This window comes from Oerskovia sp. NPDC060287 (assembly GCF_042726775.1).
GTDB classification, from domain to species: Bacteria; Actinomycetota; Actinomycetes; order Actinomycetales; family Cellulomonadaceae; genus Oerskovia; species Oerskovia merdavium.
In genome coordinates this window covers 1-13821 of record NZ_JBHXBO010000109.1, presented here as the reverse complement: position 1 = coordinate 13821, position 13821 = coordinate 1, and the positions used below count along the sequence as shown (strand labels likewise).

Annotated in this window: 10 protein-coding genes; 7 read left to right on the top strand and 3 right to left on the bottom strand. The window is 72.0% G+C overall.

Going from position 1 to position 13821, the window contains the following annotated elements; all coding sequences use genetic code 11:
- Window positions 1-165: 165 nt before the first annotated feature.
- A complete protein-coding gene (locus ACFWFR_RS11220) occupies window positions 166-1308 on the bottom strand; it encodes a glutamate--cysteine ligase (protein WP_377623016.1) in 1143 nt (380 codons plus the stop codon).
- A gap of 535 nt (window positions 1309-1843) precedes the next feature.
- Between ACFWFR_RS11220 and pflB the strand changes: the two genes are divergently transcribed.
- Both pflB and pflA read left to right on the top strand, forming a co-directional pair.
- On the top strand, window positions 1844-4126 hold the full coding sequence (gene pflB / locus ACFWFR_RS11215) for a formate C-acetyltransferase (RefSeq protein WP_191804985.1): 2283 nt from the start codon (window positions 1844-1846) through the stop codon (window positions 4124-4126).
- Between the two features lie 21 nt (window positions 4127-4147).
- Entirely contained in the window at window positions 4148-5158 is a 1011-nt protein-coding gene (pflA, locus tag ACFWFR_RS11210; protein WP_377623015.1) for a pyruvate formate-lyase-activating protein, read from the top strand.
- Between the two features lie 60 nt (window positions 5159-5218).
- Here the strand turns inward: pflA and ACFWFR_RS11205 are convergent, their stop codons facing one another.
- Window positions 5219-6184: an alpha/beta hydrolase gene (locus ACFWFR_RS11205; RefSeq protein ID WP_377623014.1), complete on the bottom strand. Its 966-nt coding sequence runs from the start codon at window positions 6182-6184 to the stop codon at window positions 5219-5221.
- A gap of 119 nt (window positions 6185-6303) precedes the next feature.
- On the opposite strand from ACFWFR_RS11205, the gene ACFWFR_RS11200 reads away from it, so the two are divergent.
- The 4 genes from ACFWFR_RS11200 (at window position 6304) to ACFWFR_RS11185 (ending at window position 10752) form a co-directional block, all read left to right on the top strand.
- On the top strand, window positions 6304-7053 hold the full coding sequence (locus tag ACFWFR_RS11200) for a PIG-L deacetylase family protein (protein WP_191804979.1): 750 nt from the start codon (window positions 6304-6306) through the stop codon (window positions 7051-7053).
- 114 nt (window positions 7054-7167) lie between these two features.
- Window positions 7168-8685 carry an MFS transporter gene (locus tag ACFWFR_RS11195; RefSeq protein WP_377623013.1) on the top strand — a complete coding sequence of 506 codons (1518 nt, stop codon included), beginning with the start codon at window positions 7168-7170 and terminating at the stop codon, window positions 8683-8685.
- A 151-nt stretch (window positions 8686-8836) separates the two neighbouring features.
- Window positions 8837-10309: an APC family permease gene (locus ACFWFR_RS11190; protein WP_354505237.1), complete on the top strand. Its 1473-nt coding sequence runs from the start codon at window positions 8837-8839 to the stop codon at window positions 10307-10309.
- Window positions 10306-10752, top strand: coding sequence for a hypothetical protein (locus ACFWFR_RS11185; RefSeq protein ID WP_191804973.1), 447 nt, complete (start codon window positions 10306-10308; stop codon window positions 10750-10752). The genes ACFWFR_RS11190 and ACFWFR_RS11185 overlap by 4 nt, the downstream gene beginning before the upstream one ends.
- A 52-nt stretch (window positions 10753-10804) precedes the next feature.
- On the opposite strand, the gene ACFWFR_RS11180 is transcribed toward ACFWFR_RS11185, so the two are convergent.
- Window positions 10805-13090 (bottom strand): DEAD/DEAH box helicase, encoded by a 2286-nt coding sequence (locus ACFWFR_RS11180; RefSeq protein WP_377623012.1) that lies wholly within the window; start codon window positions 13088-13090, stop codon window positions 10805-10807.
- A 402-nt stretch (window positions 13091-13492) separates the two neighbouring features.
- On the opposite strand from ACFWFR_RS11180, the gene ACFWFR_RS11175 reads away from it, so the two are divergent.
- A complete protein-coding gene (locus ACFWFR_RS11175; RefSeq protein WP_377623011.1) occupies window positions 13493-13720 on the top strand; it encodes a DUF2283 domain-containing protein in 228 nt (75 codons plus the stop codon).
- Window positions 13721-13821: the final 101 nt, after the last annotated feature.

Below are 13821 nucleotides of genomic sequence, written 5' to 3'. Positions count from 1 at the left end.
CCGCTGGAGCCCTTCGGTCCCGGCGCTGGCGAGGCGGTCCGGCGCACCGACGGGTTCCCGCACACCGCCGACATCATGATCAACTCCGTCCTGCGTCCCGGGTCGGCTCGGCCTTGGGCCCGGCTGGCCCCGGCTGGCCCCGGCTGGGCCGGGTTGCGCAGCGCCTCAGACGAGCGTCGCCTCGGCGGCCCGCTCGATCACGGCGCGCAGGTCGCCCGACGCGGCGAACCACGCCCGCTGGCGTCCCGCACCACCGCCCGTCGACCACAGCCGTCCGAGGAGCTCGGTCACGGCGTCGAGGTCGCCCGCGTCGACGAGCGCCTCGCGCACGTGGGCGACGAGCTGCCCCACGACGTCGTGCGCGGTCGCGGGCCTCCACGTGAGCGGCGAGACGAGGTCTCCGGCGATCCCGGAGCGCCCGGCCCGCCAGGACGCGGTGCGCAGGAGCTCGGGGTGCAGCATGGGCGCCGCCAGGCCCGCGTCCGCCTCGCGGGCCGCGGTCTCCACGAGCCCGCGGGCCAGGGCCGCGAGCAGGGTCGCGGTGTCCGCGTCGAGGCACACGTCCGCGACGCGGATCTCGACCGTCGGGTAGGACGCCGAGAGCCGGGCGTCGAAGTAGATCATCGCGGTGTCGAGGATGGTCCCGGTGCCGACCAGCGCGTCGACCGTGGCGCGGTACGCCTCGGGCGTGCCGAACGAGGGCGCGGGGCCCGCCGTCGGCCACCGCGACCACACCTGGGAGCGGAAGCTCGCGTACCCGCTGTCCTCGCCCTGCCAGTAGGGCGAGTTGGCGCTCAGGGCGAGCAGCGGGGCGAGCCAGGGGCCGATCCGGTCGAGGACCGCGACGCCCTCTGCGTCCGAGCCGACCGCGACGTGGACGTGGCAGCCGCCCGTGAGCTGCTCGCGTGCCGTGAGGCCGAACGCGGCGCGCGCCTCGAGGTAGCGGAGCTTCCCGACGGTCGTGGGGGACACGGGCACGGGTGAGGTGCCGAGCGCGACGATGCGCGCGTCGCGCTGCTCGGCGGCCTTGTTGGCCCGCGCGCGCCCGTCGCGGATCTCCTGGGCGAGGTCCGACAGGTCGGCGCACGGGTGGGTGCCGGTCTCGAGCTGTTCCTCCATGAGCTCGAGCTCGAGCTCCCCGCCGGGAGCGTCGCCGGGCCGGTCCGGCCCCGAGCCGCCCGATGCTCCGAGCCCCGCCTGGGTGGGCTCGCTCGTGCTCGCGGCCTCGATGACCTCGGCGGCGACGGCGGTCGGGACGCCGTCCGGTCCGATGAGGAGGAACTCCTCCTCGACTCCCATGGTTCGCATCGAGGCAGTCTCACACGCGCCGGGGTCTCCTCGCACGCAGGGAGCCCGACGGCGTCGCGCGCCCTGGCCGGGAGGGTGACGGTGCCGCGCGGGGGAGGGCCGGGCGCCGATTCCGAGAATGGTCGGTGCGGAAATGCCGCGTCGGTGTTCTCTCCGTATCGTGGGTGCTCGTGGCGAGGTGGCGGAAGAAAGTGCTCGAGGTGCATTCCGCAAGGGACTTTGGTCCCGAGTAGTCACTGGTCGAACGCCCAAGGAAGGGTCATGTGAAGACTGTCACAAGCGGGAATGTCGGGCCCTGGAGAGGTGTTCCAGCAGACAGAAAGGTTGCAATCCCGCCGTTTCGCGGGGCGTGGCCCAGTGTCCGACGGTTCACCCTGTGAGCCAGGTGACAGCGTCTTGACCACCCCCGGACCCTCTCGGGGTCGTAGCCTGAAAGGGCGAAGGAGAACGGCAGGACGGCACGGATTTCCCGCGTCGACCAAGGTCTTTACCCCCGCCGCGCAGGCTGCGCGGCGTGGACGTCGAGGAGAGTGATATGACCAGCATTTCCGAGGCTCGCAGCACCACTGGCGGCCAGGACGACGCGACCGTCCCCGCTTGGGCCGGCTTCACCGCGGGTCCCTGGCAGGACACGGTCGACGTGCGCGACTTCATCCAGCGCAACTACACCCCGTACGAGGGTGACGACTCCTTCCTCGCCGGGCCCACGGAGCGCACCACAGGCATCTGGGCCAAGCTCTCCGAGATGTTCCCCGCCGAGCGCGAGAAGGGCATCTACGACGTCGACCCGCACACGCCCGCGGGCATCACGGCCCACGCGCCCGGGTACATCGACAAGGACGCCGAGGTCATCGTCGGCCTCCAGACCGACGCCCCGCTCAAGCGCGCGATCATGCCGAACGGCGGATGGCGCATGGTCGAGGGTGCGCTCGAGACCTACGGCTACCCGGTCGACCAGGAGCTCAAGAAGGTCTTCAGCGAGTACCGCAAGACCCACAACCAGGGCGTGTTCGACGTCTACCCGCCCAACGTCCGTGCCGCCCGCAGCTCGCACATCATCACGGGCCTGCCCGACGCCTACGGCCGCGGCCGCATCATCGGCGACTACCGCCGCGTCGCGCTCTACGGGGTCGACCAGCTCGTCGCCGCCAAGAAGCTCGACAAGCTCGACCTCGACACGCAGCCGTTCAGCGAGAAGATCGTGCGCGAGCGCGAGGAGCACGCGGAGCAGATCCGTGCGCTCGGCGAGCTCAAGGCCATGGCCGCCTCGTACGGCTACGACATCTCCGGCCCGGCCACGAACGCCCGCGAGGCCGTCCAGTGGCTCTACTTCGGCTACCTCGCCGCGGTCAAGGAGCAGAACGGCGCCGCGATGTCGCTGGGCCGCACCTCGACCTTCCTCGACGTGTACCTCGAGCGCGACCTGGCGAACGGTGTCATCACCGAGGAGCAGGCGCAGGAGATCATCGACGACTTCGTCATCAAGCTGCGGATCGTGCGCTTCCTGCGCACCCCCGAGTACGACTCCCTGTTCTCGGGCGACCCGACGTGGGTCACCGAGACCATCGGTGGCATGGGCGACGACGGTCGTCCGCTCGTCACCAAGAACTCGTTCCGCTTCCTGCAGACGCTCTACAACCTGGGTCCGGCCCCCGAGCCCAACATGACGGTCTTCTGGAGCCCGCGCCTGCCCCAGGGCTTCAAGGACTTCTGCGCCAAGGTCTCGATCGACACCTCGGCCGTCCAGTACGAGTCGGACGAGCAGATCCGCCCGGCCTGGGGTGACGACGCCGCGATCGCCTGCTGCGTCTCGCCCATGGCGGTCGGCAAGCAGATGCAGTTCTTCGGTGCCCGCGTGAACCTGGCCAAGACGCTCCTGTACGCGATCAACGGCGGCAAGGACGAGGTCACGGGCAAGCAGGTCTCGCCCGTCGTGGCCCCCGTGCCCGAGGGCCAGCCGCTCGACTACGACGACGTCCGTGCCCGCTTCGACAAGACCATGGACTGGCTCGCCGAGACCTACGTCGAGGCGCTCAACTGCATCCACTGGTCGCACGACAAGTACGCGTACGAGCGTCTCGAGATGGCCCTCCACGACAAGGAGGTGCTGCGGACCATGGCCTGCGGTATCGCCGGCCTCGCGGTCGCGGCGGACTCGCTGTCGGCCATCAAGTACGCGAAGGTCACGCCCGTCTTCGACGAGCGCGGCATCGTCGTGGACTACGTGACCGAGGGTGAGTACCCCGCCTACGGCAACGACGACGACCGGGTCGACGCGATCGCGGTCGAGCTCGTCGAGTCGTTCATGGCGAAGATCCGCTCGCACAAGATGTACCGCGACGCGCTGCCCACGCAGTCCGTCCTGACCATCACGTCGAACGTCGTCTACGGCAAGGCCACGGGCAACACGCCCGACGGTCGTCGTGCGGGCGAGCCGTTCTCCCCGGGTGCCAACCCGATGAACGGCCGTGACACGCACGGCATGCTCGCCTCGGCCCTGTCGGTCGCGAAGCTGCCGTACAACGAGGCGCAGGACGGCATCTCGCTGACCAACACGGTCGTCCCCAGCGGCCTGGGCCGCACCCGGGACGAGCAGGTCGCGAACCTCGCGGGTCTGCTCGACGCGTCGGTCGGTGGCGACGGCTACCACATGAACGTCAACGTGCTGGTGAAGGAGACCCTCGAGGACGCCATGGAGCACCCCGAGAACTACCCTCAGCTCACGATCCGTGTCTCCGGGTACGCCGTGAACTTCGTCCGGCTGACCCGCGAGCAGCAGCTCGACGTCCTCTCGCGGACCTTCCACGGCGCTCTCTGAGCGCAGAACGGCGGAACCATCATGACGACTCTCTCGACGCCCGCAGCCGGCCAGGTGCCCGCGCGTGCCGCCGCCCGCTACGGGGTCGACGGGGTCGCCTCGGCTCCGCTGCCGTGGCGGACCTCCGGTGACGCCCTGGGCCACGACAGTGACCTGGACGCACCGGAGGCCCCCCGCCGCCGGACGGGGGCCGGGGTCTCCGGCCTCTCGACGTCGGAGGACCTCGACCGGCACGACAAGCTCGCGATGATGCGCTCGGGCGAGCTCGGCTCGGTCCACTCGTGGGAGCTCGTGACCGCGGTGGACGGTCCGGGCACGCGCCTGACGGTCTTCCTCAACGGGTGCCCGTTGCGCTGCCTGTACTGCCACAACCCCGACACGCTGCAGATGAAGGACGGCGAGCCGGTCACGGCCGACGAGCTGCTGGCCCGCGTCAAGCGGTACCTGCCGGTCTTCCGTGCCACCAAGGGCGGGCTGACCCTCTCGGGCGGCGAGGTGCTCATGCAGCCCGCGTTCGCCGCGCGCATCCTGGCGGGCGCCAAGGAGATGGGCGTGCACACCACGCTCGACACCTCGGGCTTCCTCGGGGCGAACCTGAGCGACGAGATGCTCGCGAACACCGACCTGGTGCTCCTCGACGTCAAGTCGGGCGACCCCGCGACCTACGAGAAGGTCACGGGTCGTGCGCTCGAGCCCACCCTGAAGTTCGGGCGACGGCTCGCCGAGTCGGGCCTGCCCGGCGGTGTCACGGCCGAGCACCCGGTCGAGGTCTGGATCCGCTACGTGCTGGTCCCCGGACTGACCGACCAGGCCGAGCACGTCGACGTCGTCGCGGACTACGCGGCCTCGCTCAACGAGATCCGGCCCGGCACGGTCACGCGCGTCGAGGTCCTGCCCTTCCACCAGATGGGCCGGGACAAGTGGGAGACGCTCGGGCGCGAGTACGAGCTCAACGACACCCCCGCTCCCGACGTCGAGCTGGTCGACCGCGTGCGCGACCAGTTCCGTGCGAAGGGCCTCACGGTCTACTGACCGTCCCGCCCCCGAGACGTGAGCTGCGGCCCCTGGATCCTGTGATCCGGGGGCCGCTTCTCATGCCCCGGTGAGCACCGAGGTCAGCCACGGCCCCAGCACCGGCAGCACCGCGTCGGGCTGCATGGCCCGGGTGTGGTCGAGCCGGTCGAGCAGCTCCACGTCCCAGCCCGCGGCGCGCAGCTCGTCGGCGTGCGCGGCGAGCGCGCCGCCGATGCTCACGTGCACCCCGCCCCACCTCTCGCCGTACTCGATCTCGTCGGCCGTCCCGGCGAACGCGAGGCGAGGGCACGTCACGCGGTCCAGGACGCGTCGGTCGTCGAACCCCTCGAGCGCCTCGTAGAGCCTCACGAACTGGCGTGTCTGCTCCTCGCCGAGCGTCATGTCGAAGCTCTCCCAGTCGAAGTCCTCGGGGTCCGTCGCCGCGTCGCCCCCTGCACGGGGTGCGGTGTCCGTCTCCCGCGCTCGCTCCTCCTGCCCGACGACGTCGCTCGCCTCACGCTCCGCCGTCGGGCCGGCTGGGGGCTCGGTAGGGGGCGCCGCGGGCGAGGCGGACGTCATGCCGTGCGTCGCACGCGTGACCGCGAGCATGCCCGCGTACGGTCCGTCGAGGGGCGGGAAGCCGCCCATGGCCAAGGCCGTCAGACGGTCCGTGCGCAGCGCGAGCCACGAGTAGCCGTAGTACGCGAAGGTCTCGGCCCCCGCGGCGTCGGCGATCGCGAGCAGGTCGGCCGTGACGTTCTCCGGGGTCAGCGTGCCGGCCGCCGGGCGGGCCATGCGGTGACCCTCGTAGTCTGCCGCGACCACGCGGAAGGTGGGGGAGAGCGCGTCGATCAGCGTCCGGCCGAGTGCAGGGTCGACACCCCACTTCCTGAGCTCGTCGGCCGCGGGGCCCGTGGCCGGGACGGGGTTGACCGGGAGCACGACCGCCGGGCCCGTGCCGGTGACCTCGACAGTGAGGGAGCTGCCGTCGTGGAGTGTCGCGGTGGTCTCGCGGGAGGTACGGGCGCTCGGTCCGAGGGGCATGGCGGGAATCCTTCCGATGCTGCGCCGAGGTGGACGTCCACGCTATCGCGGACGCGACGAGCCCGACCGACCGGGGCCACTCCGCGCCGGCACGCCGCATCGGACCTACCGTGGGAGGCATGGAGCAACCACCGCAGACGCCCCTGACCCCACTCGACGAGGACTGGACGCGGGCGCTCGCGGTCGTCGCCCATCCCGACGACATGGAGTTCGGCGCGGCCGCCGCGGTCGCGCGGTGGACCGGGCAGGGCAAGACCGTGGTCTACGTCATGGTCACGAGCGGCGAGGCCGGGATCGACGGGCTCGCCCCCGACGAGGCACGCGGGGTGCGCGAGGCCGAGCAGGTGGCGTCGGCAGCGATCGTCGGCGTCGACGAGGTCGAGTTCCTGGGCCTGCCCGACGGCGTGCTCGAGTACGGCCTGCCGCTGCGGGCGGCCGTCGCGGCGGCGATCCGGCGGCACCGCCCGGAGGTCGTCATCACGGGCAACTACCGCGAGACCTTCCCGGGCGGGATGCTCAACCAGGCGGACCACATCGCCACGGGCCGCGCGGTCGTCGACGCGGTGCGCGACGCAGGCAACCGCTGGGTCTTCCACGACCAGGTCGAGGCGGGCCTGGAGCCGTGGGGAGGCGTACGGCAGGTCTGGGTCGCCGGATCCCCCGACGCGGCCCACGGCGTCGACGTGACCGGGACGTTCGAGGCGGGCGTCGCCTCGCTCCGGGCGCACGCCGCCTACATCGCCGGTCTCGGGTGGGAGCACTTCGACCCGTCCGAGTTCCTCGCGACCATGAGCCGGGCAGGCGGGACGCGCATGGGCGTCGAGCACGCCACGTCGTTCGAGGTGCTGAGGATGGGCTGGGACGACTAGCCCCGCACCTCGCCCGGGTGAGTCGCGCGCGCGGTTCGACAGGAGCGCCGCGACCATCTGCCCTACCGTGTGTGAGGGGTACCTGCCCCAGCCGGTCACGGGAAAGGCAGTGCGATGAGCGACGCTGCGCAGGTTGGTGGGAAGGTCGGGGCCAGAGCGGGCGGGGTCCTCGCGGCCACGTGCATCTCGACGCTGGTGGTGAACGCGAACACGTCGGCGGTCAGCATCCTGCTCCCGGCGATCTCCGCGGACACCGGGACGTCCGTCACCACGCTGCAGTGGGCGGTGACCGGGTACTCGCTGGTCGGTGCGGCGGTCATCGTCACGTCGGGCTCGTTGGGTGACGTGTTCGGCCGGCGCCGGGTCTTCCAGCTGGGGCTGCTGCTGTTCGTGGTGTCCTGCGTGATGATCGCGCTGGCCGGGTCCGGGGGCATGGTCATCGCCGGCCGCGTCATCCAGGGAGCGGCGGGGGCGACCATCCTCGCTTGTGGGCTCAGCCTCCTCTCGGTCGCGAACTCGGGCGACGCCCAGCTCCGGGCCGTCTCCCTGTGGGGAGCCGCGGCTGCCGTGGGGGCCGCGGCCGGTCCGTTGGTGGGCGGGCTGCTCGTCGACGCGACCGGATGGCAGGGGTTGTTCTGGATCGACGCGGGGATCGCGGTCCTCTGCATGGTCCTGACGGCGTTGACGGTCGCGGAGTCGAGGGACCCCGACAGGCCGCGGACGATCGACTACGCGGGCACGGTCCTGATCGCCCTGACCCTCACACCCCTCATCCTCGGCGTGACCAAGAGCGGCGACTGGGGCTGGATCTCGCTCGCCACGCTGGGCTGCTTCGCGATCTCGATCGGGGCTGCGGTCGGGTTCGTCGTCGTCGAGGGTCGGGTGGCCGTCCCGCTCGTGGACCTCGCGCTCCTGCGCAACCGCGTCCTGGTGGGTTCGACCATCGCGATCCTGATCGGTGCGGGCACGATCAACGGGCTCATGTACCTGTTGAGCCTGTACTTCCAGGACCCCGCCACCCTGGGCTTCACCCCGCTCCAGGCGGGGCTCGCGACGCTCCCGGCGACCGTGGGGCTCGTGGTGATCGCCCCGCTCGTGCCGCGGCTCGCGGCGCGGATCGGCGGTCGGCAGACGATCGGCTTCGGCTTCGCCCTGACGACGGCCGGGTTCGTGATCGTGGGCTTCGTCGACTCGGCGTGGGCGTACACCGCGTTCCTGCTGCCGCTGGTCGCGATCGCGGTGGGCATGGGCCTGTCAAACGGCCCTGCGTCGGCCGCGGCCACGGCCGCTGTGCCCGAGAACCAGGTCGGCGGGGCCTCGGGCATCTCCAACATGGCCAGGTACGTCGGGGCCGCGGTCGCGACGGCGCTGGCCGCCACCATCTACGGGAACGCGATCGCGACGCAGACGGCCGCGGGGGCCGCACAGAGCGACGCCCTGGCCTCCGGGCTGGCGGCTGCCGCGTGGATGATGGCGATCTTCAGCTTCCTCGGCGTGCTCATGGCCTTCGTGATCGGCCGCCACCGCGCGACGAAGGGGACGCTCGACGACGCCGCTGCGGCGGCGGCTGCCGTCTCCTTCACCCTGCCGACCTCGGCCACGGCCGGGCAGACCAGCCCAGACCGGGGCTGAACGGCAGATATCGCCCCTCGACGGCGGGCACGGTTCACGCGATCTGGATGAGGTGCCCCGGGTTCCGCGGGCTGCACACTCGAACAAAGGCCTGACCGACGACGTCGACGGAGGCACTCATGACCATGCAAGCCCTGCTCCTGGACGCGCGATGAGCGCCGCCGACGTCCCGGCCGACCTCCCCGTCGACGGGGCAGCGGCGGTCCCGGCCGCCCGCACCCGCGCGACGAGCACCCAGTGGATCTCGTGGGTCGCGCTGGCGATGATGACGACCAGCTCGGTCGCGAGCCTGCGCGCCGCGCCGACCATGGCCGTCTACGGCCTGGCCTGCGTGTTCCTGTACCTGCTGCCCGCGGTCGTCTTCCTGCTGCCCACCTCGCTGGTCTCGGCCGAGCTCGCCTCGGGGTGGACCGGCGGCATCTACAAGTGGGTCTCGGAGGGCATCTCCAAGCCCATGGGCTTCCTCGCGGTGTGGTGCCAGTTCGCCATGACGATCTTCTACTACCCGAGCCTGCTGGGGTTCGTCGCGAGCACGCTCGCCTACGTCATCAACCCCGCGCTCGCCAGCAGCGGGGTGTGGACGGCCGCCGTGATCATCGTCGTGTACTGGTCCGGCGTGTGGGTCTCCTCGCGCGGGACCAAGGGGGTCGCGGGTCTCGCGAGCGGAGGGCTCATCATCGGGACCCTGATCCCGGGGGTCGTCCTGGTGACGCTCGGCGTCGTCTTCCTCGGTCAGGGGAACGAGTCCGCGGCGCCCATGACGGCCGACAACCTGCTGCCGGCCTGGGCCGGGCTCTCGAGCCTCGTCCTCATCGTCAACAACTTCCTGTCCTACTCCGGGATGGAGATGAACGCGGTCCACGTGTCGTCGCTGAAGAACCCCGGGAAGCAGTTCCCGAAGTCGATGTTCCTCGCGATGGGCATGGTGCTGGCGATCTTCATCCTCCCCGCGCTGGCGATCAGCTGGATCGTGCCCGCCGAGGAGCTCTCGCTCACGGCCGGGGTGATGCAGGCCTTCGACGCGGTGTTCGCCAACTTCGGATGGCAGTGGCTGACCCCGATCGTCGGGATCATGCTGGTCACGGCGTCGCTCGGTGGCATGCTCACCTGGCTGGCCGGTCCCTCCAAGGGGCTGCTGCTGATCTCCCGTCAGGAGGGGTACCTGCCACCGTTCCTGCAGCGGCTCAACAAGAACGGTGTCCAGCAGAACATCCTGGTGGTCCAGGGGATCGTGACCACCGTGATCGGCCTCGCCTACGCGCTGATCCCCGACGTCTCGAGCGCCTACTGGATCTTCTCGGTCATCACGACGCAGGTGTACCTGATCATGTACCTGCTGATGTTCGTGGCGGCGACCAGGCTGCGCCGCAGGCAGCCCGACCACCCGCGGGGGTTCCGGGCGCCGATGCTCGTCAGCATGTGCGGGGTCGGCTTCGCGGCCTCCTTGGCGGCGCTGCTGGTCGGGTTCATCCCGCCGTCGCAGTTCTCCTCGGGCAGCCCGCTGGTCTACTTCCTCATCGTGGGCGGCGGGGCCCTGGGCCTGGGCCTGTTCGTGCCCTTCCTGTTCTACCGGTTCCGCAAGCCGTCCTGGAAGCAGGCGGAGTCGACGGAGGTGGCGTCGTGAGCACCCCGGCAGAGAGCCAGCCGCGACACGAACGTCGGTGGATCTACATCGGCGCGTGCGTGATCCTGATCGCCCTGGGCGTCTGGGCCGTGCTCGCGTTCAGCGTCGTCCGGGAGACGGCGCGCGCGGACGAGAAGGCCGACCAGCTGATCGCCGCGCTCGAGGAAGCCGGGGCACGGACCCCCGACAAGGACCAGGTCGTGCGGGTCCTCGGCGAGGACGGCGGAGCGGCCTGCGCGAACCCCAACGAGGCGCTCAGCCGGGCGACTCTCCTCGCGCAGCTCGCGAACGGGGCCACCGGCCCCGGGGCCAGGCCCGTCGTCGCCGACAGCCGCGTGGTCCAGGGGCAGCTGCTCATCATCGAGATCTACTGCCCCGAGGAGCTCGACGAGTTCCGGGCGTTCGTCGAGGACCTCAAGACCGACGAGGTGGCGGGGACCTGACACGCTCCACGGCGTCCGCGAGCCGCAGGTCGGCGATCCCGCCGGGTGCCGGTCAGGCGCCGCCGTCGCCCCAGGGCGCGTCGACCGGCGCGTCCTGCACGTCGAAGTCCCGCACCTCGTCGTCCGTGACGATCCCCTGGGCGACCGTCGGGCCCGTCCCCGCCACGACCGGGGCCCCGCCCAGCCAGCGTGCCTGCTCGGCCGCGACGATCGTCTGCGCGAGCCGTGCCTCCGACACGTCGACCGCGCCCGGTAGCGCGTCGGCCAGGACGCTGCGCCGCGCGTAGGCGTCGAACAACCGGGCCTTGGTGCCGAGGATCTCGACCATGCGCTCGTCGACCGTGTCGGCGACGAGCAGCCGGTGGACCTGCACCGTGCGGACCTGACCCATGCGGTGGGCGCGTGCGACGGCCTGCGCCTCGGTCGTGGGCTTGACCTGCGGCTCGCACAGGATCACGACGGAAGCGGCCTGGAGGTTGACCCCGACCCCGCCCACCTCGATCTGGCTCACGAGCGCCCGGGGCACGGGCGAGGCCGTGAACTCGTCGAGGATCGTCTGGCGGTTCGTGGCGCTCACCGAGCCCGTGAGCGGTCCGGCGGCGAGGTCGCCCAGCGCGCGCACCACGAGGTCGACGACGTCGCGGAAGTACGTGAACACGACGACCTTGCGGCCGTTCCCCGTGGCCTCCTCGACGAGCTCGACGAGCCGGCGCACCTTGGCCGAGTCCTCGGGGTGGTCGACGGCGTACGCGGCCCGGCGCATGGCCATGAAGCTGCCCTCGCGCACCGCGTCGCGGTAGGCGGCGCCGTCGGCCGGGCCGAACGTCTCCCACTCCTCGACCTGCAGCAGCTCGGGCAGCTCCTCGAGCACGTCCTCCTGGTTGCGCCGGAGGTAGACGGGGGCCACGGCGAGCCGGAACCTCTCGGCCCCCGCGGCGCCGTGCGCGGCGCTGACCTGCTCGGCGACGTCGGGCTGGAGGTAGGCCACGAGGCGTCGGAACTCCTCGACGCGGTTCTCCATGACCGTGCCGGTCAGGAACAGCACGCGCTCGGTCCGTCCGGCCCAGGCGGCTACGGCCTGCGACCTCTTGGCCTCGGGGTTCTTGACGTAGTGCGCCTCGTCGACCACGAGCAGCGCGGGCGCGGGCAGGTCGAGCGGGAGGAGCCCGACCTGCTCGAACGTCGTCACGGCCACGCCGCCCTCGCGCGCCCACTGCGCGGCCTCCTCGGCACGCTCGGGGCCGTGGACGTCGAGCGAGCGCAGCGTGGAGTGCCGCCCGACCTCGCGCACCCAGCTCGTCATGACGCTCGCGGGGCACACGACGAGGAAGTGCGTCGCCCCGCCCGCGGCGAGGTGCGCCATCGCGGCGATGGCCTGCACGGTCTTGCCGAGCCCCATCTCGTCGCCCAGGATCGTGCGCCGTTGCGCGAGCGCGTAGCGCGCCCCGAACACCTGGTACCCGCGCAGCGAGGCGGTCAGGAGCGACTGGTCGAGCGGCTGGTCGTCCACGCGGGCCAGGAGCTCGGGCGGCAGGTGGCCCTCGGTCGCCTGGAGGTCGCGCCCGATGGCCACGACGTCGTCGAGCAGCGCGTAGTACGTCGCCGAGCGCGCCCGGAAGTCGGTCCACGCCTCGAAGGCGTCGACCGGGGCGGTGTCGAGGGCGGCGACGCGCCCGGCGGCCGCGACGGCCCCGGACCGTTCGGCGTCCTGGGCGAGCCGGGCGAGCTCGTGCACGGCGTCCGCTGCCCGACGGCGTCGCGCGGGCAGCGAGAAGAAGGACCGGACCGCTCGGGTCGCCTCCTGGGCCGCGACCCGGTGCTCCGAGTGCCCCTCGATGAACGTGACGACCACCTGCCGGTGGACCGTGGCGGCCGTGCGCGCGGCGTCGAGCCCCGCGAGCGCCTGGACGAGGCCGGTCGTGAACGGGTCGCCCGGGGCGTCGTCGATCCGGAACCGCAGGGTCTCCTGGACGGCCTGGGCGATCTGGGCTGCGGCAGCGAGGCAGTGCGTCGCGGTCTGCGGCCCGATCCCGGGGAGACGTTCGAGTCCGGCGGGTCCCGCACGGAGCACGTCGCCCACGGTCGTGACGCCCCCGTCGACCAGGCGGCCCACGCGCAGTCGTTCGCCGCTGACCTCGCGCAGGCGTTCGACCCCGATCGCCGAGAGCTCGCCCAGGACCTTGTCCTGCTGGCTCGACCCGAACGCGGTGCGCACGTGCTCGCGGAACCGGGCAGGCGCCCCGGTGAGTCCCGAGAGCAGCGCGGCGACCTCGTCGGCCCGCGCGACGACCTCGCGGGCCTGCTCGGGCGTGGGGCGGGGAGCGTCGGGCGCGGTCATCGGGCGGAGCTCCTGGGGACGTCGGCGGGGGAGCACGGTCGCTGAGCGAGGACCGGCGGCCGTGATGCCAGGGATCGACGGCCCCGTGACGTTATCACCGGGTGTCCGCGCGCGGGGCGCTCTCGGTCCTTGCTGGGTTCGGCCTGGCCCGGCCCTGGCCCGGCGTCACCGGCCGCGCGACGTTGCGCCGGGGGTGGCGGGCGCGGTCTCGGGGAGGGGGGAGACCTGACCCGGGGCGAGCGCCAGGCGGTAGTCTCCGGTCGTCGCATCGTCCGCGAGCGGGTCCGCTACCGGCGGCCCGGGCCGGTTGCGCGTGACCTGAGCAGTCGGAGAAAGAGGTGCGAGGCATGGCAGACCGTCGTCCGGGACAGCGGGAGGACCGTGAACAGGATGTGGGGTCCGGTGGCTGAGGACCGGGTCGTGATCACGGTCGACGACGAGGTCGACGCGGCCTACATCGCGCTCCAGCACATCGGGGAGGGGCAGGCGGTCCGGCAGATCGTCGTCGACGACGCTCGCCTGAGCGGCGAGGTGGTCCTCGACCTCGACCGGAGGGGACGCCTGCTGGGCATCGAGCTGATCGGGTACCGCAGCCTCCTGGAGGGCGACGACGCCGAGACCGCCCTGTAGAGCGGCCGTCCGCCCCAGGGGAGCGGACGGCTCAGCGCAGCACGGCCACGTGGTGGCCGGCACGGCAGACCCGAGGGTGGTCGGCCCGCTCCGAGGAGCTG

What these genes read in the sequence shown, in the direction of transcription:
- ACFWFR_RS11195 (WP_377623013.1), top strand. Translation starts at nt 7,168, where the DNA reads ATGAGCGACGCTGCGCAGGTTGGTGGGAAGGTCGGGGCCAGAGCGGGC.
- ACFWFR_RS11200 (WP_191804979.1), top strand. Translation starts at nt 6,304, where the DNA reads ATGGAGCAACCACCGCAGACGCCCCTGACCCCACTCGACGAGGACTGG.
- pflB (WP_191804985.1), top strand. Translation starts at nt 1,844, where the DNA reads ATGACCAGCATTTCCGAGGCTCGCAGCACCACTGGCGGCCAGGACGAC.
- pflA (WP_377623015.1), top strand. Translation starts at nt 4,148, where the DNA reads ATGACGACTCTCTCGACGCCCGCAGCCGGCCAGGTGCCCGCGCGTGCC.
- ACFWFR_RS11220 (WP_377623016.1), bottom strand. Translation starts at nt 1,308, where the DNA reads ATGCGAACCATGGGAGTCGAGGAGGAGTTCCTCCTCATCGGACCGGAC.
- ACFWFR_RS11190 (WP_354505237.1), top strand. Translation starts at nt 8,837, where the DNA reads ATGAGCGCCGCCGACGTCCCGGCCGACCTCCCCGTCGACGGGGCAGCG.
- ACFWFR_RS11180 (WP_377623012.1), bottom strand. Translation starts at nt 13,090, where the DNA reads ATGACCGCGCCCGACGCTCCCCGCCCCACGCCCGAGCAGGCCCGCGAG.
- ACFWFR_RS11205 (WP_377623014.1), bottom strand. Translation starts at nt 6,184, where the DNA reads ATGCCCCTCGGACCGAGCGCCCGTACCTCCCGCGAGACCACCGCGACA.